The organism is Streptomyces kronopolitis (assembly GCF_050953795.1).
Taxonomy (GTDB): Bacteria; Actinomycetota; Actinomycetes; order Streptomycetales; family Streptomycetaceae; genus Streptomyces; species Streptomyces kronopolitis_A.
In genome coordinates, this window is sequence record NZ_CP191850.1 from 2,786,636 (window position 1) to 2,811,315 (window position 24,680).

Genomic DNA, 24,680 nt, shown 5'->3' on the forward strand with positions numbered 1-24,680 from the left:
CTCGGCCTCCCCCTGACCTTCGTGCTGCCAGGAGCCCTCCCCCGTGCCTTCCGCCGGAATCGTCCCCCGCCGAGCCGTACAGCTCGCGGCACTCTTCGCGATGATGGTCGCGTTCACCGCACAGCTCGTCGGTGCGCTGTTGCCCGTCATCCCGCTGTTCATCGCCGCATCCGTGGTCAACCTGGTACTCGACCTGGTCCTCCAGCACAAGCAGCCCGGCCTGCTCGCGGTGCTCGGCCGGATCAGGTTCGACGTCACGGTGCGCCAGCTGCTGCGCGACATGCTGATACTGGTCGGCCTGCTGCACATCGACGGCATCAACCCGCTGGAGGAGCAGGCGCCGCTGACCATCACCCTGCTCCTCTTCTACGGCACCCACTTCGTGTGCCAGGCGGTGGCGGTGCTGGTCCGCCGGACCCGCAGCATGCCGTTCGTGACCCGCAACATCGACGCGAGCGCGCTGCGGCTCAGCGACGCCCCGCCGCGCATCCTCTCCCGCCAGACGGGCCGGCGCCTGCTGCGCTTCTCGGTGCCCACCACGGCGGGCATGATGCTCACCTCGATCACCACGGACGCGTACTGGGGCGGCGTCGGCCTCGCCGTCTCCCTGGCGCTGTCCGCCGGCGGCACGCTCTACCTGGGCACCTGGCTGCTGCCCAAGAAGCGGGTGGCCACCGAGAAGCAGGCGCTGGAGTGGCTGGACACGTGGCTGGCGGACTACCGGCCGACGGTCGGCATGTACTTCTCCGGCGGTGCCTCCTCGGCCTACCAGGCCAACATGTGGCTGAGCACCCTGGCCGCCCTGGACGGCAACCCGATCATCGTGCTCCGCGAGCGCTTCATGGTGCAGAAGATCGAGGCCACGGACGTGCCGATCGTCTGCATCCCCAAGGTCGCCAACCTGATGCGGCTGGAGCACTCCACGCTCAAGATGCTGCTGCACCCGGCGAACTCCGGCAAGACCTCGCAGATCCTGCGCATCCCGTCCATCAAGCACGCCTTCACCAACCACGGCGAGAGCGACAAGCTGTCCTCCTGCAACCCCTACGCGAAGGCGTACGACGAGGTGTGGGTCGCGGGCCCGGCGGCGCGTGACCGCTACCAGCTCGCCGACATCGGCGTCGAGGACAAGGACGTCATCGAGGTCGGCCGCCCCCAACTGGCCCCGATCCAGCCGTACACGGGCGCCCCGGCCGGCCGGATGACCACCGTGCTGTACGCCCCGACCTGGGAGGGCTGGGACGGCAACCCGGGCAACACCTCGGTGATCCTGGCGGGCGAGAACATCGTCCGCGAGCTGCTCGCCGACGAGAAGGTGCGGCTGCTGTACAAGCCGCACCCGATGACCGGTTCGGTGGACCCGCGCGCGGGCGCCGCCAACACCCGCATCCAGGCGATGATCACCGAGGCGAACGCCGGCCGCGGCGGGGCCCGGCCCGGCACCGAGGCCGCCGCCGAACTCGCCCGCCGCACCGAGGAGCTGGACGCGCTGACCACCTCCGCGTTCCGCAAGAGCGCGGACGAGCTGGAGCGGATGCGGCTGCAGGGCACCCCGGACGAGGGCCGCGCGGCCGCCGTGGACGCGGCCGTCACCGCCTGGGAGGCGGCGTACTGGAGCTCCTTCCCCGAGTGGGAGCACCGCATCATCACCACCGCCCGCCCCGGCATCTTCAGCTGCTTCAACGAGGCGGACGTGCTGATCAGCGATGTCTCCAGCGTGGTGTCCGACTACCTGACGAGCGAGAAGCCGTACGCGGTCGCCAACACCTCGGGGATGAGCGAGGACGACTTCCGGGCGAACTTCCCGACCGTGCGGGCCGCGACCATCCTCACGCCCGAGGCGAGCGGCGTGGGCGGTCTCCTCGACGCGGTGCGCCACCCGGAGAAGGACACCCTGGCCGCCGAGCGCGCCGAGCTCAAGGAACACCTGCTGGGCCCGTCGGACCCGCCGTCCTCGGTCCGCTTCAACCAGGCCGCGCTGGACCTGTGCACCAAGGCCGACGAGCGGCGCGTCCGGATGGAGAGCCGGCTGTCCGGCATCCCCGGCCAGCGCTCCCAGGAGGGCGCGAAGGACGCCGGGACGGCCGGGCACGAGACCAGCGGCGCCCCGGACACCACGGACACCACGGCAGCCGTCTGAGCCCACCGCGGGCCGCCGCGGCGGCACCGGGCACGGGGAAGGCCCCCGGGAGGATTCCTCCCGGGGGCCTTCCCCGTTGCTGTCCGCTCGTGCGCCCGTCAGAAGGGACGGAAGCGCTCGTACTCCTCGGAGGCCTCGTCCCGCTCCGCGTCGCGGTCGCGGCGGCGCTGCGCGGCCGGCCGGGGCGCCTCCAGGCGGTGGTCCTCGCCACGCCGGCCCAGCATCTCCGCACCGGCCGCCATGGTCGGCTCCCAGTCGAAGACGACGGCGTTGTCCTCGGGGCCGATCGCGACCCCGTCCATGGCACGCGCGCCCGCCTTGAGCAGGGCGTCCTCGACGCCGAGGCGGCTGAGCCGGTCGGCGAGGTAGCCGACGGCCTCGTCGTTGTTGAAGTCGGTCTGGTGCACCCAGCGTTCGGGCTTCTCGCCGCGGACGCGGTAGAAGTGCTCGCCCTCCTCCGTGACCGTGAAGCCCGCGTCGTCGACGGCCTGGGGCCGGATGACGATCCGGGTGGCCTCCTGGACGGGCTTGGCGGCACGCGCCGTCGCGACGATCTCGGCGAGGGCGAAGGACAGCTCCTTCAGCCCCAGGTGGGCGACGGCCGAGACCTCGAAGACGCGGTAGCCGCGCTCCTCCAGGTCGGGGCGGATCATGTCGGCGAGGTCCTTGCCGTCGGGGATGTCGACCTTGTTCAGGACGACCACCCGGGGCCGGTTCTCCAGACCGCCGTACTGGGCCAGCTCCTCCTCGATGATGTCGAGGTCGGAGACCGGGTCACGGTCCGACTCCAGGGTCGCGGTGTCCAGGACGTGCACCAGCACCTCGCAGCGCTCCACATGGCGCAGGAACTCCAGGCCCAGGCCCCTTCCCTGGCTGGCGCCGGGGATCAGGCCGGGGACGTCCGCGACGGTGTAGACCGTCGAACCGGCCGTCACCACGCCGAGGTTGGGCACCAGGGTGGTGAACGGGTAGTCCGCGATCTTCGGCTTGGCCGCCGAGAGCACCGAGATCAGCGAGGACTTGCCGGCGCTGGGGTAGCCGACCAGCGCCACATCGGCGACGGTCTTCAGCTCCAGCACGATGTCGCGGCCCTCGCCGGGCTCGCCGAGCAGCGCGAAGCCGGGGGCCTTGCGGCGGGCGGAGGCGAGCGCGGCGTTGCCGAGGCCGCCGCGGCCGCCCTGGCCGGCGACGAAGGTGGTGCCCTGGCCGACCATGTCGGCCAGCACCTCGCCGTTGCCGTCGAGCACGACCGTGCCGTCCGGCACCGGCAGGACCAGGTCCTGGCCGTTCTTGCCCTCGCGGTTGTCGCCGGCGCCGGGCTGGCCGTTGGTGGCCTTGCGGTGGGGGTGGTGGTGGTAGTCGAGGAGGGTGGTGACGTCCTGGTCGACGACCAGGATCACATCGCCGCCACGGCCGCCGTTGCCGCCGTCCGGCCCGCCGAGCGGCTTGAACTTCTCACGGTGAACGGAGGCACAGCCGTGGCCTCCGCTACCCGCGGCGACGTGCAGCTCGACGCGGTCCACGAAGGTGGTCATGGTGGGGGTGCCTCCAGAAAACGACGGGTGCGCGGGGACCGCGCCAAGAACTCTGTACTGCGGGGTGCAGCGGTACTGCGGGGTGTATCCGTATCAACGCGCCAAGGGCGGACCGGCCTTCCCGCTCTCGCGGGAAAAGGCGGTCCGCCCTCGGAATGCTGTGCGTGGAACGTGTCCGGGCCGGAATTACTCGGCGACCGGGACGATGTTCACGACCTTGCGGCCACGGTGGGTGCCGAACTGCACCGCGCCGTCCGCAAGGGCGAACAGGGTGTCGTCGCCGCCGCGGCCGACGCCCGTGCCCGGGTGGAAGTGGGTGCCACGCTGGCGGACCAGGATCTCACCGGCGAGGACGGCCTGACCGCCGAAGCGCTTCACGCCGAGCCGCTGAGCATTGGAATCGCGACCGTTCCGAGTGGACGATGCGCCCTTCTTGTGTGCCATGTCTCCTCAGTCCCTTACTTCGCCGGAGCGTCGATGCCGGTGATCTTCAGCGCCGTGTGGAGCTGGCGGTGGCCGATCCGCTTCTTGTAACCGGTCTTGTTCTTGTACTTCTGGATCCGGATCTTGTCGCCCTTGTGGTGGTCGACGACCTCGCCCTGGACCTTCACGCCGGCCAGGACCCACGGGTCACTGGTGACCGAGTCGCCGTCGACAACCAGCAGCGTCGAGAGCTCGACGGTGTCGCCGACCTTGCTGGTGGAAATGCGGTCAACCTCGATGACGTCGCCGACAGAAACCTTCTGCTGGCGTCCGCCGGTGCGCACGATCGCGTACACGCGGAACTCTCTCTCGCTAGGAATCGGATCCTCTGATGCCAGCCGCTCACACGGGCTCGGGATGGGGCCCGTGAAATCCGAGTGGACGAGCGGCCTCCCTCGGCGGACCGAGAGGTGTGTGCTCAGGGGTTTGGTGTCACAGACACCGACGGTCAAGGTTACGGGGCCTTGACCTGGGGGTCAAACCGGCCCCGGACCGCGGACGGTCCGGGGCACGGATCGCTCAGTCCTCCGTGGAAGCGGACACCACTGCAGCCGGGGCCTGCTCGGCGGCCGCGGTCTTCTTGGCCGCCGCCTTCTTGGTGGTCGCCTTCTTGGTGGTGGTCTTCTTCGCCGTGGCCTTCTTGGCGGTGGTGGTGGTCTTCTTCGCCGCCGCCTTCTTGGCCGTGGTCTTCTTCGCCGCGGTCTTCTTGGCGGTGGTGGTCTTCTTCGCCGCCGCCTTCTTCACGGTCTTCTTGGCGGCGGGCGCCGCCTCCGCCTCGTCCGCGGCAGCCGCCTCGGCCGGGGCCGGCTCCGCCGCGGGGGCGGTGATGACCACGGTCGCCGCGGAGTCGTCGGTGACCTCCGGCGAGCCCGCCGGAGCGGTCGCCTTACGGGTCGCCCGGCGGCGCGGACGGGCCGGTGCGGGCTCGGGAGCCGGCGCCTCGGCGACCGGCTCCGGGGCCTTCTCCGGCTCGGGTGCGGCCACCGGCTCGGCCGGCAGCACGATCGCGGCGGTCTCGTCGGCGGCGGCCTTGGGGGCACCCGCCGGAGCGGACGCCTTCCGGCTCGCCCGGCGGCGGCCACGGCGACCGGCGGCCGCCTCGGCCTCGGCCGGGCTGCCGAACCACTCGTCGGTCCCGTCCACCGCGGGCTGCAGCTCGGCCTCCGTCACGGCGACCGGCTCCAGCTCCGGCTCGCTCTCCTCCGGGGTCGGCTCGGCCGCCTCGTGGACGTGCGGCTCGGGCTGGGCGCCCTTGCCCTTCTTCTTGCGCTTGCCACCGCCGCCGGCCACCGTCGGCTGGTCCATGTGGACGATGACGCCGCGGCCGTTGCAGTGCACACACGACTCGGAGAAGGACTCCAGCAGGCCCTGGCCGACCCGCTTGCGGGTCATCTGGACCAGCCCGAGCGAGGTCACCTCGGCGACCTGGTGCTTGGTGCGGTCCCGGCCCAGGCACTCCAGCAGGCGCCGCAGTACCAGGTCCCGGTTGGACTCCAGCACCATGTCGATGAAGTCGATCACGATGATGCCGCCGAGGTCGCGCAGCCGCAGCTGACGCACGATCTCCTCGGCCGCCTCCAGGTTGTTCCTGGTGACCGTCTCCTCGAGATTGCCGCCCTGCCCGGTGAACTTCCCGGTGTTGACGTCGACCACGATCATGGCCTCGGTCCGGTCGATCACCAGCGAACCGCCGCTGGGCAGCCAGACCTTGCGGTCCAGCGCCTTCATCAGCTGCTCGTCGATGCGGTACGTCGCGAAGACGTCCACGTCCGACGTCCACTTCTGCAGCCGGTCGGTGAGGTCCGGGGCGACGTGCGCGACATAGCCGTGGATCGTCTGCCAGGCCTCGTCGCCGCTGACGATGACCTTGGAGAAGTCCTCGTTGAAGATGTCGCGGACGACCCGGACGGTCATGTCCGGCTCGCCGTAGAGCAGCGTCGGCGCGCTGGCGCTGTTGCTCTTGGCCTTCTTCTGGATCTCTTCCCACTGCGCCTGCAGCCGCTGGACGTCGCGCGCCAGCTCGTCCTCGCTCGCGCCCTCAGCGGCGGTGCGCACGATGACGCCCGCGTCCTCGGGGACGATCTTCTTGAGGATCTGCTTGAGCCGCGAGCGCTCGGTGTCCGGGAGCTTGCGGCTGATACCGGTCATCGAGCCCTCGGGCACGTAGACCAGGTAGCGGCCGGGCAGCGAGACCTGGCTGGTGAGCCGGGCGCCCTTGTGTCCGATCGGGTCCTTGGTGACCTGCACCAGCACCGACTGACCGGACTTCAGCGCGGACTCGATGCGGCGCGGGCCGTTGGCCATGCCCAGCGCCTCGAAGTTGACCTCACCGGCGTAGAGCACCGCGTTGCGGCCCTTGCCGATGTCGACGAAGGCGGCCTCCATCGACGGGAGCACGTTCTGCACCTTGCCGAGGTAGACGTTGCCGACGTACGAGGTCGCCTGCTCCTTGTTGACGAAGTGCTCCACGAGCACGTTGTCCTCGAGGACGCCGATCTGGGTGCGCTCGCCGCTCTGGCGGACGACCATCACCCGCTCGACGGCCTCGCGGCGGGCGAGGAACTCCGCCTCGGTGATGATCGGCACCCGGCGCCGGCCCTGCTCGCGCCCCTCACGGCGGCGCTGCTTCTTGGCCTCCAGACGCGTCGACCCCTTGATCGACTGCACCTCGTCGGCGCTGGTGCTCTCGTCCTTCTTGCGGGGCTCGCGGACCTTGACGACCGTGCGCTCCGGGTCGTCGGCGCCGGTGGCCTCGGCCTCGGCGACGTCACCGGTGCGACGGCGCCGGCGGCGGCGACGGCGGCTGCTGCTGGAGCCGCCGCCCTGCTCCTCGGCCTCGTACTGCTCCTCGGACTGCTCGGCGGCCTGGTCCTCGTCCTCCTCGGACTCCGACTCCGCGCCCTCCCGCTCGTCGGCGGACTGCTCCTCGCCGCCCTCGGCGCTCTCCCCGCGACGGCGACGGCGGCCACCACGGCGGCGACGGCGCGAGGGACGGTCCGCGGACTCGTCCTCGCCGTGACCACCGTCGGCCTGCTCGTCCTCCGGCTCGGCGGCTGCGGCTTCCTCGGGCTGCTGCCGGGCCCGGTCCTGCGGCTCCTCGGCCGGGGCGGCGGTCACCTGCTCGGGCTGCTCGGCCTCGGCCGGGGCACCCCGGCGGCGACGGCGGCGCGGCGCGGCGGGCTGCTCCTCGGCGGCCGGGGCCACGGCGGCCTCTTCCTGACGGGCCGCGGCGTGGGCGGCGGCCGCGCTCTCCGGCGTCTGGAACATCGGCTCGGTGAAGACCGGCGCCTGGAAGACGGCGGTCGGCGGGCGCTGGGCCCGGCGGCGGCCGCGCTGCGGGGCCTCCGCCGCGGGCTCCGCGGCCTCCTCGGCGGCCTGCGGGGCGGCGGCCGGCTCCGCGGCGCGCTCGCCACGGCGGCGGGCCCGGCCCCGGCGGGGGGCCTCGGGGGTCTCGGCCGCGGCGGCCGGTGCCTGCGCGGTCTGCGGCGCCTCGGCCTCCTGGGCCTGCTCCGGGGCGCCGGCGGGGGCGGTGGCCTTGCGGGTCGCCCGGCGGCGGGTACGGGCCGGTGCGGCGTCCTCGGCGGGCGCGGGGGCCTCCTCCGCGGCGGCCGGGGCGGCGCTCTCGGCGGGGGCGGCGGCGGTGTCGGCGGTGTCCTGCTGGGGGGCGCCGGCCGGTGCGGTCGCCTTACGGGTGGCGCGGCGGCGGGCGCGGCGCGGAGCCTCCTCCTCGGCGGTGGGGGCCTCTGCGACGGCCGGGGCGGCGCTCTCGGCGGGCTCAGGCTCGGCGGCGGGCGCGGGCTCGGTCTCCGCCGCGGCCTCGCTCTGCGGGGTGCCGGCGGGGGCGGTCACCTTGCGGGTGGCCCGGCGGCGGCCGCGGCGCGGCGCGGCGTCATCGGTCTGCGGCGCCTCGGCGGGGGTCTGTGCGGCGGGCTCTTCGGCGGCGGCCGGTTCGGCCGGGGCCGGGGCCGCGTCGCCGGAGGCCTGCTTCGGGGCGCCGGACGGGGCGGTGGCCTTGCGGGTCGCCCGTCGTCGGGTGCGGGCGGGCTTGGCCTCGTCGCCGGTGGTGACCGCGGAGGCGGTGTGCTCCTCGGCGAGGGCCGCACCGGGCCCGTCGGAGGTGGTGCTCACCACCGCTGCCTCGGCGGCGCCGGCGCCCTTGGGCGGGCCGGCCGGCCGGGAGGCGGCACGGCGCCGGGGCGGCAGGGTGTCGCTGGGTGAATGGTTGTCGTCGGCGCCACCGTTGCGCGAACGCGTGGAATCGGTGGGCTCAATGGGCTCGAGCATGCGGGCGGTTCTCCCGTCACGCTCCCGGGCGCCGCGCCTGATTCCGGTCGCGGTCCGCGTGATGAGCGCGGTCCCGCTGTCCGGGGCGTGGGCGCCGCACGGGAGCTGTCGTCTCGCTCGCCGGCTCCCTTTGGGCGGGGACCGGCGAAAGTCTCCTGGTCAGTGCGTCTGCCGGACCGGGGTGGCTCCCTGGCTGATCGGCGACGCGACGACGGCGGTCCTACGCAGTACCTTCCCCGGCTGCCGGGGAGACCCCGCTCGTGGCCTTCGCGGCACTCAGCCCGGCGGCCGTGGGTGGGGCGGCCGTGGCAGCGTCGCGGTCGGGCGTGAGCGGGTCGGTCACCGCGCCGGTCTCCTCATCGAGCAGCCCCTGCGCCAGCCTGGTCACCGCAGCGGGGACCGGCGGCGCCAGGTCGGCCGCAGCTCGGAGGCCGGACAGGACGTCGTCGGGTCGAACGGCAGGTGTCAGATGCCGAACAACCAGCCGCAGTATCGCACAGGCTTTGCCGTCGGGCCTATCGCCCGGGCAATCGGCGGCCTCCAGACGCGTCACCGCGCCGCGTGCGTCAAAGGTCCGGATGCCGTTCTTCGTACGGCGCTCGACCTGCACCTCTTCGGCGGCGAGGAACGCCTCGACGGCGCGCCCGGCCTCCTCGGCCCCGACCCCGTCGAGCCGCATCTCCCATACGGAGGCCTGCAGCCGGTCGGCCAGGCCGGAGGTGTGCGCCTCGACGGCGTCGATCACATCGAGGCCGTCCGGCAGCGAGGTGTCGAGCAGCGCGCGGAGCGTGTCCGGATCGCGGCGCTCGGCGAGCTGGATTTCCAGATACTCGGCCTCGCTGCCCGTGCCGGTGGGGGCGGCGTTGGCGTACGACACCTTGGGGTGCGGGGTGAAGCCCGCCGAATAGGCCATGGGGACCTCGGCGCGGCGCAGCGCCCGCTCGAAAGCGCGCTGGAAGTCGCGGTGACTGGTGAACCGGAGGCGGCCGCGCTTGGTGTAGCGCAGTCGGATGCGCTGCACCGCCGGTGCGGGCGGCGGGCCTTCGGGCTGTCGCTTGCCCAGTGTTACTTCTCCTTGTGAGAGGGCGCTGCCGGATGCCACCCCCGTGGGGCACGGGGACGGGCCCGGAGGACGCCGTCCGGCGTCGCCCGGTCCGGATCAGCCCCGCGCGGGCGGGGACACGTCGCGCCCGGACTTCTTACCTAGAGTACGTGTCCCGGAACCCGCCGGTTCCCGCCGGGGCACCACGGCCCTCGCCGGCCGCGGCGCGCGGGGTGCCCCGAACAGGGCCCGCCGGACCTCCCGCCGGGTCCGCCGCACCGTCGCGCGCGCCGTGCGCAGCGCCTGCCGGACCGGGCGCCACAGGCCGTCCCGGATCGCGTGGCCCACCGGCGTGAGCCCCCCGGTAGACGCGGCGCAGCGGTGCGGCGAGGGTCCACCGCAGCGCCGCGCCCAAGAGGCGGCCGAGGGCCCGGGAGAGGATCCCGGCGGCCCGCCGGCAGTGCCCCAGCGCCGCCCCGGTCTCCCGGACGAGCACCGTCAGCACGGCGGTCGGCAGCCGCGCGGCCGGAGCGGGCACGTACCGCCACAGGGCGCCCGCCGGCACGAGCACGGTCCACCGGACGAGCGTGCCGAGCACCGCCCCGAGCCCCCGCGCCAGCCGGGTCGCCCCGCGCCCGAGTGGACCCCGCACATACCTGTGCAGCCACCGGGCGGGCACCACGACCGGATACCGCACCAGCCACGCCACAGCGGCGCCGATCCCCCGGCCCACCGGCGTCAGCGCATGCCGCCACAACGCCACCCAGGGCCACACGCACAGCGCCTTGCCCAGCCACACCAGCGCCACACCCAGCCCACGCAGCAGCCGGGCGGTCCCCCGCCCCAGCGGGACCAGCACATACGTCCACAGCCACCGGGCGGGCACCACGAGCAGACATCGCAGCAGCCACACCACGGCGGCGCCGATCCCCCGGCCGGCCGGCGCCGGCACCTGCCGCCACAGCCAGGTGAGCGGGGTGACGACGAGGGTGCGCCAGGTCCACGCCGGCGGGCGCACGATCAGGGCGCGCCAGAGCCGGGCCAGGCCGCGGCCGAGGGCGCGCAGGGCGGTGCGGTGGACGGCCCGGCCCGCGGCGGTCAGGACGTCCCGGACCAGCCGCACGGGCACCACGAGCACCAGCACCACGATCCGTACCGGTACCCCCGGACCAGCACGGTCACACGGCCTTCGCCCGGTGCGTACCGGGCCGGCCGCCGGTCGCGGCCGTCGGACGCCATCCGTCCCCCCTCGTGCTCCGGTACGTCAGCCGCGCCGTGGCGGCGGCGGCCCGGTGGCGGGGCGGGGCGCGTGGATCCAGTAGCGGAGCTTCTCGTCGCGCCGGTCCTCGAAGACCCCGCCGCAGGCCTCGATGACCTTGCGCGACCCGGCGTTGGTGTCGTCGCAGGTGACCAGCACCGGGTCGATGCCCAGCTCGTGATGGGCGACCGGCAGCGCGGCCCGCAGCATCGCGGTGGCGTGGCCGCGGCGACGGGCACCGGGGCGGACGGCGTAGCCGATGTGGCCGCCGTGGTCGAGGAGCGAGGGGGTCAGGCCGTGCCGGAAGGTGACCCGGCCCAGGTACCTGCCGTCCGCCACCCACCACCGGGTGGTCATGGCGACGACGCCGTCCGGGCGCTCGTCCCGCGCGACACCCCCGGTCATCTCGACATACGCCGCGAACCCCTCGGCGGTGCGCCAGCGGTCGGCCCACGTGCGCAGTTCGGCGGCCAGCCGGGAGTGCGGCACGGCCTCCGTGCCGTCGGCACGGAACTCCGCCATCGCGGCGAGGAAGGAGGCGTGGACCTCCACGGTGGGGGCGATGAGCTGCGGCGTCGGCATCGGCCCATTGTGCGCGAGCGCACCGCGGCCCGGCCGCGCGGGGTACGCGGGGCCGGGCCGAAGAGCCGTGGGGCGGGCGCTACTTGACGACGCTCAGCGGCAGCAGCTTCTTGCCCGTGGGGCCGATCTGGATCTCGGTGTCCATCTGCGGGCAGACGCCGCAGTCGAAGCACGGGGTCCAGCGGCAGTCCTCGACCTCGGTCTCGTCGAGGGCGTCCTGCCAGTCCTCCCAGAGCCAGTCCTTGTCGAGACCGGAGTCCAGGTGGTCCCAGGGCAGGACCTCCTCGTACTCCCGCTCACGGGTGGTGTACCAGGCGACGTCCACGCCGAACTCGGGCAGTGTCTCCTCCGCGGCCTTCATCCAGCGGTCGTAGGAGAAGTGCTCGCGCCAGCCGTCGAAGCGGCCGCCGCCCTCGTAGACGGCGCGGATGACCGAGCCCACGCGGCGGTCGCCGCGCGAGAGCAGGCCCTCGACGATGCCGGGCTTGCCGTCGTGGTAGCGGAAGCCGATGGAGCGGCCGTACTTCTTGTCACCGCGGATCTTGTCGCGGAGCTTTTCGAGACGGGCGTCCGTCTCCTCCGCCGACAGCTGCGGCGCCCACTGGAACGGCGTGTGCGGCTTGGGGACGAAGCCGCCGATGGAGACCGTGCAGCGGATGTCGTTCTGCCCGGAGGCCTTGCGGCCCTCGGCGATGACCTTGACGGCCATGTCGCCGATCTGGAGCACGTCCTCGTCGGTCTCGGTCGGCAGACCGCACATGAAGTACAGCTTCACCTGCCGCCAGCCGTTGCCGTAGGCCGTGGAGACGGTGCGGATGAGGTCCTCTTCGGAGACCATCTTGTTGATGACCTTGCGGATCCGCTCGCTGCCGCCCTCCGGCGCGAAGGTCAGACCCGAGCGACGGCCGTTGCGCGTCAGCTCGTTGGCAAGATCGATGTTGAAGGCGTCGACCCGGGTCGACGGCAGCGACAGACCGATCTTGTCTTCCTCGTACCGGTCGGCGAGGCCCTTCGCGAGGTCACCGATCTCGGTGTGGTCCGCGGAGGACAGCGACAACAGGCCGACCTCCTCGAATCCCGTGGCCTTCAGGCCCTTGTCCACCATGTCGCCGATGCCGGTGATGCTTCGCTCCCGTACGGGGCGCGTGATCATGCCGGCCTGGCAGAAACGGCAGCCGCGGGTGCAGCCACGGAAGATCTCGACCGACATCCGCTCATGGACGGTCTCGGCCAGGGGGACGAGCGGCTGCTTGGGGTAGGGCCACTCGTCCAGGTCCATGACGGTGTGCTTGGACACCCGCCACGGGACGCCGGAGCGGTTCGGCACGACGCGGGAGATCCGCCCGTCGGCCAGGTACTCGACGTCGTAGAACTTGGGGACGTAGACGCTGCCGGTCTTCGCCAGACGCAGCAGCAGCTCGTCGCGCCCGCCGGGGCGGTCCTCCTGCTTCCAGGCGCGGATGATCTCGGTGATCTCCAGCACCGCCTGCTCGCCGTCGCCCACCACCGCGCAGTCCAGGAAGTCCGCGATCGGCTCCGGGTTGAAGGCCGCGTGGCCGCCGGCGAGGACGATCGGGTGGTCCTCGGTGCGGTCCTTGGCCTCCATCGGGATACCGGCCAGATCCAGCGCCGTGAGGAGGTTGGTGTAGCCCAGCTCGGTCGAGAAGGAGACGCCGAGGACGTCGAAGGCGCCGACGGGGCGGTGTCCGTCGACCGTGAACTGCGGGACGTCGTGCTCACGCATCAGGGCTTCGAGGTCCGGCCAGACGCTGTACGTCCGCTCGGCCAGCACGCCCTCACGCTCGTTGAGGACCTCGTAGAGGATCATGACCCCCTGGTTGGGCAGACCGACCTCGTAGGCGTCCGGATACATGAGCGACCAGCGGACGTCGCACTCGTCCCACGGCTTGACTGTGGAGTTGAGCTCGCCACCGACGTACTGAATGGGCTTCTGCACGTGAGGGAGGAGGGCCTCCAGGCGCGGGAAGACCGACTCGACAGGCATCGTGGTGATCTTTCATCAGCGGGCAGGGGGACCCTCAAGCCTAACGTGCTCGGCGGCGAGGGCCGGACCAGCGGCTGCGGACCAGGTCACGGCCGCAGCGCGGCACGGTACCTGCGGCGCGACGCCTTCTTCCACACGCGCGGCAGCCGGCGCTCCCGGTCGGCGGCCAGCGCCTCCTCGCGCCCGTGGAGCAGACCGAAGGTGAAGCCGGCCTCGCCGACCCGCTGGGCCGAGGCCGCCAGCTCGCGCAGCGTGCCACGGGCCACGACGCTGTCCTGGTGGTCGCCGAGCAGCTGCTGCACCCGCTTGATGCGGCGGGCGAACTTCTTCGCCGGGCGGCCGAGCGCCGGGCGGGCCGCCTCCGCGGCGTACCGGGTCCGCTTGGCCGCCTTGCGGGCGCCGTGCAGCGCCTCGTCCCGCGCCCGTCCGGCCGGGGCCGCGAGGGCGGTCTCCATCCGGCCGGCCAGCCGCCGGTAGTCCTTCAGCACGGCCCGGGCGGCCACGTCGGGCGCCGGGCGTGCGGCCGCGGGGCGCAGCGGCGGCGCCTCCAGGAGCGCGTGCAGCCGCTTCAGCAGGGCGAGGTAGCGGGGCCCGTCCAGGACGGCGAGCAGTTGCCCGCGCGCGCCGGCCCGGCGCCGCTCGGAGAAGATCCGCAGCCGGGCGTCCACGGGGCCGAGCCGCAGCTCCCGGGGCACCCCGTCGAGCGCGGCCCGCAGCCGCGCGGTGAGCACCTCGCGGTCGCGCTCCACCCCCAACTCCGCGGCCAGCCACTTGAGTTCGACGCCGATGGGGCGGGTGTCCGCGCGGTCGAGCACCTTGGCGTACGAGCGGAAGGCGCTGCGCAGCCGGCGGGTGGCGACCCGCATCCGGTGCACCGCGTCGGGCAGGTCGCGCCGCACCGCCGGATCCAGCTCGACGATCGTGCGCACCTGCTCGCGGACATAGCGCAGGACGACCTCGCCGGCGGTGCCGCCACCCCTCGACGCGCCGGGCCCCGCCGCGCCCTCGTACCGCTGGCCCGTCTCGGCCAGCGCCCGCGCCAGTTTCGAGGCGGAGCCGGCGGGGCGCACCCCCGCCGCGGCCAGCTCCCGGCCGACCGCGTCCAGCAGCCCGGGCCCGCCGCCGGCGAGTTCGACCTCGATCTCGTGCCACCGGGCCTTGTCCGGCGCCGCCTCGGCCTTCTTGCTTCCGGCGGGCGGGCCGATCCGCCGCGCGCGCACCGCGTCCACCGCGACCTCCGCCAACGGCGCACCCCCGGCGTCCCGCAGCACCCGCACCGTGCGGTGGGTGCGCAGCCGTACGACGGGGACCAGCGCGCGGTCCAGCAGCCGGGACCGCAGGAGGGTGGTGAGCGCGGCGGGCGGGGTGTCGGACAGCGGGGCCCGTACTTCGTCGCGGACGCCCGGCGCGACCGGGAGCTTCAGATGCCAGCCCGCGTCCTTGCCGCCGGTGCGGCGGCGCAGGGTGACGCCCTCGGCGGCCAGGCACAGGCCGGCGGTGTCGTAGTAGACGGCGTCCAGATCCTCGGTACCCGCCTCCACCACGGTGGCGACCCCGCCGACGCCGGTCAGGTCGGGCAGCTGCGTGGTCCGGTCGGCCTCGTACTTCCGCTCGATCTCGCGCACGGTGTCCGCCATGCCTCGAATGTAGTCACGCCGCGCCACCCGGGGCCACCCATCGGACCGGCCGGACGCCGACTGTCCGGGATCCGCCGGGTGGGTGGCACGCACCGCATGCGGTGACTTACGGTGTGTGACGAGTCGGCCACGCAGAGTGGTACCGGCCGCGCACTCGACCCCTTCGGGGAGGGAGACACCCGTGCACCCCCAAGCCGTACCCGCCACCCGGGCGCCCATCCACGTCTCGACCGGCGCCCGCCCGTCCCTCCTGACCGCGGCGAGCGAGCCCACCGCCCCGAAGGCCGCCCGCGACTTCGTCCGGGCGGTGCTGCGCCGCACCGGCCTCGACCCGCTGCGCGACACCGCGGTCCTGCTCGCCTCGGAGGCGGTCACCCGCTGCCATCTGCACACCCCGCGCTCCGCGGACATCCTGCTGCGGATGCTGACCGCCCGGCACGGCCTGCGGATCAGCGTTCACGACACCGCGCCGGTGCGGATCCCGCGCCCGGCCCCGCCGGACGGCGAGCAGGGAGCCGACCACGGGCTGCTGCTGACCGGCCACCTCGCCGACGCCTGGGGAACGACGCCGTGCGAGGGGCCGCGCGCCACCTCACTGTGGTTCGAGCTGTACCTCGGGCGGTGAGGGAGGTCAGCGGGAGGCCGACAGCGGCCGCTGGACGCGGATCGACTGCAGCAGCCCTATCGCGATCCAGACCGCGAACATGGAGGTACCGCCGTAGGAGACGAACGGCAGCGGGAGGCCGGTGACCGGCATGATGCCGAGCGTCATGCCGATGTTCTCGAAGGACTGGAAGGCGAACCAGGCGATGATGCCGGCGGCGACGATCGTGCCGTAGAGCTCGGTGGACTCGCGGGCGATCCGGCAGGCGCGCCACAGCACGATGCCGAGCAGCACGATGATCAGGCCCGCGCCCAGGAAGCCGAGTTCCTCGCCGGCGACGGTGAAGATGAAGTCCGTCTGCTGCTCGGGGACGAACTGGCCGGTGGTCTGGCTGCCGTGGAACAGGCCGGATCCGGTCAGTCCGCCGCCGCCGATCGCGATCCGGGCCTGGTTGGTGTTGTAGCCGACACCGGCCGGGTCGAGGCTGGGGTTGGCGAACGCGGCGAAGCGGGCGATCTGGTACTCGTCGAGCAGACCGAGCTGCCAGATGGCCACACAGCCGACGACGCCCGTGCCGCCCAGCCCCAGGATCCAGCGGTTGGAGGCACCGGAGGCCAGCAGCACACCGAGGATGACGGCGCCGAGCACCATGACCGAACCGAGGTCGGGCATCAGCAGGATGACCGCGACCGGGACGGCGGCGAGCCCCAGGGCCTGGACGACGGTGCGGTGATCGGGGTGCGGACGGTCGCCCGCGTCGACCCGCGAGGCCAGGATCATCGCCATGCCGAGGGTGATCGTGATCTTCGCGAACTCGGCGGGCTGGAGCGAGAATCCGCCGGGGATCGCCAGCCAGGAGCGCGAGCCGTTGATGGTGGCGCCCAGCGGGGTCAGCACCAGCAGCGCGAGCACCACCGACAGCGCGTAGAGGATCGGGACCGCGCCGCGCAGGGTGCGGTGCCCGAGCCAGATCGTGCCGGCGGCCAGCGCCAGGCCGATGCCGGTGTTGAGGAGATGGTGCAGGAAGAAGAAGTACTCGTCGTCGTGGTTGAGCGCGGTGCGGTTGCGGGTGGCGGAGAACACCAGCACCGAGCCCATGAGCGACAGCGCCAGACAGGACAGCAGCAGTATCCAGTCCAGCTTGCGCACCACCGAGTCACGCGCCGTCAGCTTTCCCCAGGTGCCGAGTTCGGGGGTGTAGCGCCGGATCGAGAACGCCCGGGAGGTGTGGCTGGTCGTCATCGTGGGCTCTCCGATGCGGACGGCGAGGGCGACGGCGGGGCGTAGGGCTTGATGGGCTGGGCCTCGATGGAGCCATCGGTGTCGATCTTGGGCAGCCTGGCCTCCGGCTTCGGCAGCAGGGCCGCCTTCGGGTCGATGCCGCCCTTCTCGTCGATCCCGTAGAGCGCGTTGTAGATGTTGCGCACCGCGGGACCGGAGGCGCCGGAGCCCGTACCACCCTGGGCGATGGTCATCACGATCGTGTAGTCCTTGGTGTACGTCGCGAACCACGAGGTGGTCTGCTTGCCGTAGACCTCGGCGGTACCGGTCTTGGCGTGCATCGGGATCTTGTCCTGGGGCCAGCCGCCGAACCGCCAGGCCGCGGTACCCCGGGTGGCGACGCCGGCGAGGGCGCCGTCCATCTGCGCCAGGGTCTTTTGGGTGACCGGCAGCTTGCCGTGCGGGTGCGGCGCGATCCGCTGGATGTGCTTGCCGTCGGGGCTGACGATCGCCTTGCCGACGGTCGGGTTGTAGAGCGTGCCGCCGTTGCTGATCGCGCCGTAGATGGTGGCCATCTGGATCGGCGTGACGAGGGTGTCGCCCTGGCCGATGGCGTAGTTGATCGAGTCGTAGGCGTGCAGCTTCATGCCCTCCAGGCAGCCCTCACGGGCGAGCTTGGTGCCGAAGTCCTTCTTCTTCGGCCAGGCCTTGGCCTGCTGGCACCAGCCGGCCTTGTTGGCCTTCCAGAACGCGTTCTTCCACCTGCGGTCGGGGACCCGGCCGGTGACCTCGTTGGGGAGGTCGATGCCGGTCTCCTTGCCGAGGCCGAACTGGTGGGCGGTCTTGTAGAACCAGTCGTTGGGGTCCTTCTTCGGCTTGTCCCCGCCGTCCTTCTTCCACTCCTCGTGCGAGAGCCGGTAGAAGACGGTGTCGCAGGAGACCTCCAGCGCCCGGCCCAGGCTGATGTCGCCGTGGCCCTCGCCCTCGAAGTTCTTGAAGGTCTGGCCGCCGATGCTGTACGAGCTGGTGCAGGGGTAGTGGCCGTTGAAGTCGTAGCCGGCGTTGACCGCGGCCGAGGTCGAGATGACCTTGAAGATCGAGCCCGGGGCGGCCTGCCCCTGGATGGCGCGGTTCAGCAGCGGGTAGTCGGAGTCCTTGCCCGTGAGGTGGGCGTAGTCCTTGCCGGAGATCCCGCCGACCCAGGCGTTGGGGTCGTAGCTGGGGTTGGAGGCCATCGCCACCACCCGGCCGGTCTTGGCCTCCATGACGACCACGGCGCCCGAGTCGGCCTTGTAGTTGGTGCCGGTGTTCTTGTCGAACTCCTTGCGGGCGTCCTTCATGGCCTGGTCCAGCTGCTTTTCCGCTATGGCCTGCACACGGGCGTCGATGCTGGTCACGACGCTCGCTCCGGCCCGGCCCTTCTCGCTCTTGGCCTGGCCGATGACCCGGCCGAGGTTGTCGACCTCGTAGCGGGTGACGGCGGCCTTGCCGCGCAGCGCCCCGTCGTACGTCCGCTCCAGCCCGGACCGGCCGATCTGGTCGGAACGCAGCAGCGGCGAGCGGGTGTCCTTGGCCTTGGTGATCTCGGCGTCGGTGACCGGCGAGAGGTAGCCCAGCACCTGGGCGGTGTTGGCGGTGCCGGGGGCCGCGTAGCGGCGGACGGCGGTCGGCTCGGCGCTGATGCCGGGGAAGTCCTCGGAGCGCTCACGGATCTGGAGCGCCTGCTGGGTGGTGGCCGCGTCGGTGATCGGGATCGGCTGGTAGGGCGAGCCGTTCCAGCAGGGCTGCGGCGTCTTGGAGTCGCACAGCCGGACCTTGTCGCGGATCTCCTTCGCCGACATGCCGAGCACCCTGGCGAGCCGCCCGAGCACCGCCTTGCCGTCGTCCTTCATCTTCAGCAGGTCGGTACGGCTCGCGGAGACGACCAGCCGGGTCTGGTTGTCGGCCAGCGGCACGCCGCGGGCGTCGAGGATGGAGCCGCGGGTGGCGGGCTCGACGACCTGCTGGACGTGGTTGCTCTTGGCCTCGTTGGCGTACTCCTGGCCATTGCGGATCTGCAGATACCAGAGCCGGCCGCCGAGGGTGACCAGCAGGGAGAAGACCAGGATCTGGATCGCGATGAGCCGGACGGTGACCCGGGAGGTCCGGGTTTCCGGGAGATTACTCATGGCGCGCAGCGCCTCCATGAGGGGTGGTGGTCGGATGGAGACGGGAGGGCGTCACAGTCGCTTGACCCCCTTGATGCGGCCCACCTTGTCGCGGGCGGACTTGCCGAGCAGACCGCCGCGCTGGCTGCCGATGCCGGCGCCGGGGCGCAGGGACTTCATGGCGCCGCGGCTGGCCTTGAGGCCGGTGCCGGTGGTCAGCCAGCCGTACCCGGCGTCGCCGGCGGAGCCGCTCGTACTGCCGGAGCCGTCGCCGGCCAGCAGATCGCTGTCCGTTTTCCGCGCCAGCGCCATCACCAGCGGGACGGTGAAGGGGGCCAGCAGCAGGTCGTAGAGGGTGGCGCTGAGCAGCAGGCCGACGATGCCGACGTGCCGGGCGGCGGTGTCGCCGACCAGCGCGCCGACACCGGCGTACATCAGCGTCGAGCCGATGGCGGCGCCGATGACGACGAGCAACGGCAGCGTCGCCGAGCGGTGCCGGCCGGAGTCCGGGCGGGTCAGGCCCGCGGCGTAGCCGATGACGCAGAGCACCAGCGCGTAGCGGCCGATGGCGTGGTCGGACGGCGGGGCGAGGTCGGCCAGCAGACCGGCGAAGAAGCCGATGAGCGCGCCGCCGACGTGGCCGTAGACCAGCGCCAGGGCGACCACGACGAGCAGCAGCAGGTCCGGTACCGCGCCGGGCAGTTGCAGCCGCGCCAGGATCGTGACCTGGATGACGAGGGCGACGACCACCAGCGGGGCCGAGAGCAGGATCCGGTTGATGCGCATCGGTCAGCTCCTGGGAGAGGCGCTCGCGGAGGGGGAGGCCGTGACGGTGACCGTCGGTGTCGGCTTGGGCTTGGCGGGCCGCGGCGGCAGCACGGTGTCACGCGGGTCCTCGCGGGGCGGCTGGACCACGACGCCGACGATGTCGAGCTGGGAGAAGGCGACGTAGGGCCGGATCTGGAGGGTGCGGGTCAGATCGCCGTTGAACGGCTCGACCCGCACGACCCTGCCGACCGGCACCCCCGGCACGAACGGCTTGTCCTTGCTGGAGCCGAAGGTGACCAGGCGGTCGCCCTTCTTGATGTTGGCCCGGCCGTTGAGCAGCTGCACGCGCAGCGAGCGCACGCCCTGCCCGTTGGCGAAGCCGATCTCGTTGGTCTTCTCCATGCGGGTGCCGACGGTGAAGTCGGGGTCGGCGGCCAGCAGGACCGTGGAGGTGCTGGGGCCGACGGTGGTGACCCGGCCGACCAGGCCGTCGCCGTTGAGTACGGTCATGTCGCGGGCGATGCCGTCGCGGCTGCCGGCGTCGATGGTGATCGTCCAGGAGAAGCCCTGGGCCGAGCCGATGGCGATGACCTGGGCACCCTTGATGGCGTACTGGCCGGTGCCGGCGGTCTTGAGGATCTTGTCGAGCTCGGCGGCGCGGGCGCGGTTGCGGTCGGAGGAGCCGAGCTTGGCCTTCAGCGCCTCGTTCTGGTGCTCCAGCGTGCTGATCCGGTCGTGCCGCCGGCCGGAGTCGCGCACGGCTCCCACGGCGTTGCCGACCGGGTCGACGACGCGGGCGACTCCGCTTTCGACCGGCCCGAAGGCGGAGGCGGCGGCGTGCCGGGCACCATCGAGCGGGGACTGTTCGCCGCCGCGGATATCGACCGTGATCAGCGCGAACGCGATCGCGACCAGCAGCACCAGCAGCAGCCGGCTCTCTCGTGTGTCCCTCACGTGCGGCGGCCGTGTCCTTCCTCGTAGGACCGGCCGGCTGCGGGCCCCGCCGGTCTCGTTCGGGAGTTGAGCGTTGTGCCTGATGTGACGGTGCCGGATGGTGAAGCGTCAGGCGCCGTGTCTGTTGGGATGTGTGCCTGTATATCAGCGATCCGGCGGACGGATCGGCCGCTGCCGCCGTGGCGTCCGGCCGCCGTGGCCGCCGGGTGACGGCCGCGGCGCCGGACGGGCCCGGCGGGTGTTACCTGCGCGGCTGGGAATCGAGGACCTGCTGGAGCGCCTCGAACTCCTCCACGCACTTGCCGGAGCCCAGCGCGACGGAGTCGAGCGGGTCCTCGGCGATGTGGATGGGCATGCCGGTCTCGCGGCGCAGGCGCTCGTCGAGGCCGCGGAGCAGGGCGCCGCCTCCGGTGAGCACGATGCCGCGGTCCATGACGTCACCGGACAGCTCCGGCGGGCACTTGTCGAGGGTCGTCTTGACCGCGTCGACGATGGAGTTGACCGGCTCCTCGATGGCCTTGCGGACCTCGGCCGCCGAGATCACGACGGTCTTCGGCAGGCCGGAGACCAGGTCACGGCCGCGGATCTCGGTGTGCTCGTCCTGTTCGAGGTCGTACGCCGAGCCGATGGTGATCTTGATGCTCTCGGCGGTGCGCTCGCCCAGCAGAAGGCTGTACTCCTTCTTGATGTGCTGGATGATCGCGTTGTCCAGCTCGTCGCCGGCCACCCTGATGGACTGGGCGGTGACGATGCCGCCGAGCGAGATCACCGCGACCTCGGTGGTGCCGCCGCCGATGTCCACGACCATGTTGCCGGTGGCCTCGTGGACCGGCAGACCGGACCCGATCGCGGCGGCCATCGGCTCCTCGATGATGTGCACCTGGCGCGCGCCGGCCTGCGTCGAGGCCTCGATGACGGCACGGCGCTCGACTCCGGTGATGCCGGAGGGCACACACACCACGACCCGCGGGCGGGCGAGGTAGCGCCGCTTGTGGATCTTGAGGATGAAGTAGCGGAGCATCCGCTCGGTGATCTCGAAATCGGCGATCACGCCGTCTTTCAGGGGCCGCACGGCGACGATGTTGCCGGGCGTGCGCCCGATCATCTTCTTCGCCTCAGCACCTACCGCGAGGATGCCGCCGGTGTTGGTGTTGATGGCCACGACCGACGGTTCGTTGAGAACGATTCCGCGGCCCCTGACGTACACCAGCGTGTTGGCGGTCCCGAGGTCGACAGCCATGTCACGGCCGATGAACGACATGTTGTTCCCCATGAGGATACGTCTGGCCTTCCCAACTGGAGCGAATGCTTACTGGAGGTCGGCAGGAGGTGATGCGCTGCGAGGCGCGGAAGCCTCCATGGTAGTTCGTGGTGGGCCCACTCGAACACGTCGGGAGGCTGTTCCGCCATTGTCAGCCGTACACGTTCCCGGCCCCTTCAATGGTGACGTCGTGTCGCGGTGATGCGTTCCCCCGATCGTGTCGTATACACCAAAGGGCGACCGATGTTTTTCTCGGTCGCCCCTGGTCACGAGGGGTGTACAGCTGATGATGCGTCAGGAAACTCCGGGGAAGAAAATCTTGATCTCGCGCTCGGCGGACTCTTCGGAATCCGAGGCATGGATCAGATTCTCCCGGGTGATCGTTCCGAAGTCCCCACGAATGGACCCACTCGGTGCGGCAATCGGGTCAGTCGGACCGGCCAGCGCCCGCACGCCTTCGATCACCCGCTCGCCCTCGACGATCATCGAGACCACCGGACCGGCCGACATGAACGCGACCAGCGGCTCGTAGAACGGCCGGCCGACGTGCTCGGCGTAGTGCTGCTCCAGGAGGGACCGGTCCAGGGTCCGCATCTCCAGCGCGCTGATCGTCCAGCCTGCCTTCCGCTCGATACGGCCGAGGATCTCGCCGATCAGACCCCGCTGGACGGCGTCGGGCTTGAGGAGGACGAGGGTGCGCTGGCTCACGGAGGGACTCCCTGGATATGAACAATGGTCAGCGGGTGCACTGAGGCTACAGGGGCGCCCCCACCAGCCGTCACCCGCCCACCCGGCGGGCCCGCGCCGCGGAGTGCGCCCCCGTGGGGGGCTCCGCGGCCGGGCGTCGCAGGTCAGCCCGCGGTCGGCGCCTCGGCCGCCCAACGGGCCTTCGCCGCATCGATCTTGCGGCCGTAGTGGACCGACGCCCACCACAGGGCCGCGAAGACCACGCCGAGGAAGAACATCGTCGGGACCACCAGGCCGGCGGCGATCAGGGCGAGCTGCAGCAGCCAGCCGAGCTGGACACCACCCGGACGGGTCAGCATCCCGCACAGCAGCAGGCTCAGCAGCATCCCGATCCCGCTGACCGTCCAGATCGTGGCCGTCGGGAGGTCGGACATCTGCATCGCCACCAGGCCGGCGAAGCCGATGACGAAGAATTCACCTATCAGGGTGCTCGCACACAGCGTGCGCACGATCAGCCCCTTCCCATCAGCAGCCGGGCCTCGCCGACCGTGATCACCGAACCGGTCACCAGCACGCCCGCGCCGGAGAACTCGCCCTCCTCCTCGGCGAGGGTGATCGCCACCTCCAGGGCGTCGTCGAGCCGCGGCTCGACCTGCACCCGCTCGGCGCCGAAGACCTCGACCGCCACCGCGGCCAGCTCGTCGGGGTCCATCGCACGATGGCTGGAATTACGCGTCACCACGACCTCGGCGAAGATCGGCTCGAAGGCCTCCAGGAAGCCCCGGACGTCCTTGTCCGCGCTGGCGCCGACGACGCCGACCAGCCGGCTGAACCCGAAGGCCTCGGTGACCGCCTCGGCGGCCGCCCCGGCGCCGGCCGGGTTGTGCGCCGCGTCCAGCACGACCGTGGGGCTGCGCCGCACGACCTCCATCCGGCCGGGCGAGGTGACGGCGGCGAAGGCGGAGCGGATGGTGTCGATGTCGAGGGTGCGCGCGTGCTCCGAGCCGACGCCGAAGAAGGCCTCCACCGCGGCGAGCGCCACCGCGGCGTTGTGCGCCTGGTGGGCGCCGTACAGCGGGAGGAAGATCTCCGGGTACTCGCCGCCCAGTCCGCGCAGGGTCAGCATCTGGCCGCCGACGGCGACCTCACGGGAGATGACCCCGAACTCCATGCCCTCGCGGGCGACCGTGGCGTCCACCTCGACCGCGCGCTTGAGCATCACCGATGCCGCGTCCACCGGCTGCTGGGCCAGGACGACCGTGGCGTCCTTCTTGATGATCCCGGACTTCTCACCGGCGATCTGCTCGGGCGTCTCCCCCAGCCGGTCGGTGTGGTCCAGCGAGATGGGGGTGACGACGGCGACATCGCCGTCGATGACGTTGGTCGCGTCCCAGGTGCCGCCCATGCCGACCTCGACGACCGCGACGTCCACGGGGGTGTCCGCGAAGGCGGCGTACGCCATCGCCGTCAGCACCTCGAAGAACGACAGGCGGTACTCCTGCTGGGTGTCGACCATCTCCACGTACGGGGCGATGTCGCGGTAGGTCTCGATGAACCGCTCGGCGGACATCGGCGCGGCGTCCAGGCTGATCCGCTCGGTGATCGACTGGACGTGCGGGCTGGTGTAGCGGCCGGTGCGCAGCTCGAAGGCGGACAGCAGGGCCTCGATCATCCGGGCCGTGCTGGTCTTGCCGTTGGTGCCGGTGATGTGGATGGACGGATACGCCCGTTGGGGCGAGCCGAGGATGTCCAGCAGCGCCGCGATGCGCTGCACCGAGGGGTCGAGCTTGGTCTCGCCCCAGCGGCCGGCCAGCTCCTCCTCGACCTCGCGCAGCGCACGGTCGACCTCGGGGTCGGCCGGCCGGGCCGGGATCCCGTCCCCCTGCGGCGGCCCGGCCTGGGCACGCAAGGTCCGGCTGCCGGCCTCGATCACCGCGAGATCGGGGTCTCTGTCGGTCTCCGCCTCGACCATGTCGTCGAAGGCGTCGTTCGGGTCGGGGTCGTCGTTTTCGGGGCGCTCGCTCACGCCGACCAGTCTACGAGGCCCCTCCGACAGCGGTGCGCTGAGCCGC

Annotated in this window: 19 protein-coding genes; 2 read left to right on the plus strand and 17 right to left on the minus strand. The window is 72.2% G+C overall.

Features of this window, described 5'->3' with window-relative positions:
• The first annotated feature begins 43 nt into the window (after nt 1–43).
• Nucleotides 44–2,140: a hypothetical protein gene (locus tag ACQP17_RS12190; protein ID WP_433856292.1), complete on the plus strand. Its 2,097-nt coding sequence runs from the start codon at nt 44–46 to the stop codon at nt 2,138–2,140.
• A 98-nt stretch (nt 2,141–2,238) separates the two neighbouring features.
• Here the strand turns inward: ACQP17_RS12190 and obgE are convergent, their stop codons facing one another.
• The 9 genes from obgE to ACQP17_RS12235 all read right to left on the minus strand — a co-directional run bounded on the left by obgE (nt 2,239) and on the right by ACQP17_RS12235 (nt 14,966).
• Nucleotides 2,239–3,675 carry a GTPase ObgE gene (gene obgE / locus ACQP17_RS12195; protein ID WP_433856293.1) on the minus strand — a complete coding sequence of 479 codons (1,437 nt, stop codon included), beginning with the start codon at nt 3,673–3,675 and terminating at the stop codon, nt 2,239–2,241.
• Nucleotides 3,676–3,861: 186 nt separating this feature from the next.
• Nucleotides 3,862–4,119, minus strand: coding sequence for a 50S ribosomal protein L27 (rpmA, locus tag ACQP17_RS12200; RefSeq protein WP_006605649.1), 258 nt, complete (start codon nt 4,117–4,119; stop codon nt 3,862–3,864).
• Nucleotides 4,120–4,133: 14 nt separating this feature from the next.
• Nucleotides 4,134–4,454 (minus strand): 50S ribosomal protein L21, encoded by a 321-nt coding sequence (gene rplU / locus ACQP17_RS12205; RefSeq protein ID WP_189104185.1) that lies wholly within the window; start codon nt 4,452–4,454, stop codon nt 4,134–4,136.
• Between the two features lie 223 nt (nt 4,455–4,677).
• Nucleotides 4,678–8,442, minus strand: coding sequence for an Rne/Rng family ribonuclease (locus ACQP17_RS12210; RefSeq protein WP_433856294.1), 3,765 nt, complete (start codon nt 8,440–8,442; stop codon nt 4,678–4,680).
• A 220-nt stretch (nt 8,443–8,662) separates the two neighbouring features.
• On the minus strand, nt 8,663–9,463 hold the full coding sequence (locus ACQP17_RS12215) for a TIGR03936 family radical SAM-associated protein (protein ID WP_433856295.1): 801 nt from the start codon (nt 9,461–9,463) through the stop codon (nt 8,663–8,665).
• 178 nt (nt 9,464–9,641) lie between these two features.
• Nucleotides 9,642–10,622, minus strand: a complete 981-nt coding sequence (locus tag ACQP17_RS12220; protein ID WP_433856296.1) for a hypothetical protein — start codon at nt 10,620–10,622, stop codon at nt 9,642–9,644.
• A 126-nt stretch (nt 10,623–10,748) separates the two neighbouring features.
• Nucleotides 10,749–11,324, minus strand: coding sequence for a GNAT family N-acetyltransferase (locus tag ACQP17_RS12225; RefSeq protein WP_433856297.1), 576 nt, complete (start codon nt 11,322–11,324; stop codon nt 10,749–10,751).
• Nucleotides 11,325–11,403: 79 nt separating this feature from the next.
• Nucleotides 11,404–13,329 (minus strand): TIGR03960 family B12-binding radical SAM protein, encoded by a 1,926-nt coding sequence (locus ACQP17_RS12230; RefSeq protein ID WP_433856298.1) that lies wholly within the window; start codon nt 13,327–13,329, stop codon nt 11,404–11,406.
• Nucleotides 13,330–13,415: 86 nt separating this feature from the next.
• Nucleotides 13,416–14,966: a CHAD domain-containing protein gene (locus ACQP17_RS12235; RefSeq protein WP_433856299.1), complete on the minus strand. Its 1,551-nt coding sequence runs from the start codon at nt 14,964–14,966 to the stop codon at nt 13,416–13,418.
• Nucleotides 14,967–15,147: 181 nt separating this feature from the next.
• On the opposite strand from ACQP17_RS12235, the gene ACQP17_RS12240 reads away from it, so the two are divergent.
• Nucleotides 15,148–15,591 carry an ATP-binding protein gene (locus ACQP17_RS12240; protein ID WP_189099124.1) on the plus strand — a complete coding sequence of 148 codons (444 nt, stop codon included), beginning with the start codon at nt 15,148–15,150 and terminating at the stop codon, nt 15,589–15,591.
• Nucleotides 15,592–15,597: 6 nt separating this feature from the next.
• Here ACQP17_RS12240 and rodA read toward each other — a convergent pair whose 3' ends face one another.
• The 8 genes from rodA to folC form a co-directional block, all read right to left on the minus strand.
• Complete coding sequence (gene rodA, locus ACQP17_RS12245) at nt 15,598–16,812, minus strand: rod shape-determining protein RodA (protein ID WP_364879888.1); 1,215 nt, start codon at nt 16,810–16,812, stop codon at nt 15,598–15,600.
• The gene (gene mrdA, locus ACQP17_RS12250) at nt 16,809–18,959 is read right to left on the minus strand and encodes a penicillin-binding protein 2 (RefSeq protein ID WP_433856300.1); all 2,151 of its coding nucleotides are present in this window, start codon (nt 18,957–18,959) and stop codon (nt 16,809–16,811) included. The genes rodA and mrdA overlap by 4 nt, the downstream gene beginning before the upstream one ends.
• 51 nt (nt 18,960–19,010) lie before the next feature.
• Nucleotides 19,011–19,724: a rod shape-determining protein MreD gene (gene mreD, locus ACQP17_RS12255; protein ID WP_433856301.1), complete on the minus strand. Its 714-nt coding sequence runs from the start codon at nt 19,722–19,724 to the stop codon at nt 19,011–19,013.
• A gap of 3 nt (nt 19,725–19,727) precedes the next feature.
• A complete protein-coding gene (mreC, locus tag ACQP17_RS12260; RefSeq protein WP_433856302.1) occupies nt 19,728–20,660 on the minus strand; it encodes a rod shape-determining protein MreC in 933 nt (310 codons plus the stop codon).
• A gap of 241 nt (nt 20,661–20,901) precedes the next feature.
• The gene (locus ACQP17_RS12265; protein WP_003985182.1) at nt 20,902–21,921 is read right to left on the minus strand and encodes a rod shape-determining protein; all 1,020 of its coding nucleotides are present in this window, start codon (nt 21,919–21,921) and stop codon (nt 20,902–20,904) included.
• A gap of 294 nt (nt 21,922–22,215) precedes the next feature.
• On the minus strand, nt 22,216–22,629 hold the full coding sequence (ndk, locus tag ACQP17_RS12270; RefSeq protein WP_433856303.1) for a nucleoside-diphosphate kinase: 414 nt from the start codon (nt 22,627–22,629) through the stop codon (nt 22,216–22,218).
• A 143-nt stretch (nt 22,630–22,772) separates the two neighbouring features.
• Entirely contained in the window at nt 22,773–23,117 is a 345-nt protein-coding gene (locus ACQP17_RS12275) for a DUF4233 domain-containing protein (RefSeq protein WP_364879883.1), read from the minus strand.
• A 2-nt stretch (nt 23,118–23,119) separates the two neighbouring features.
• Nucleotides 23,120–24,634 carry a bifunctional tetrahydrofolate synthase/dihydrofolate synthase gene (folC, locus tag ACQP17_RS12280; protein ID WP_433856304.1) on the minus strand — a complete coding sequence of 505 codons (1,515 nt, stop codon included), beginning with the start codon at nt 24,632–24,634 and terminating at the stop codon, nt 23,120–23,122.
• Nucleotides 24,635–24,680: the final 46 nt, after the last annotated feature.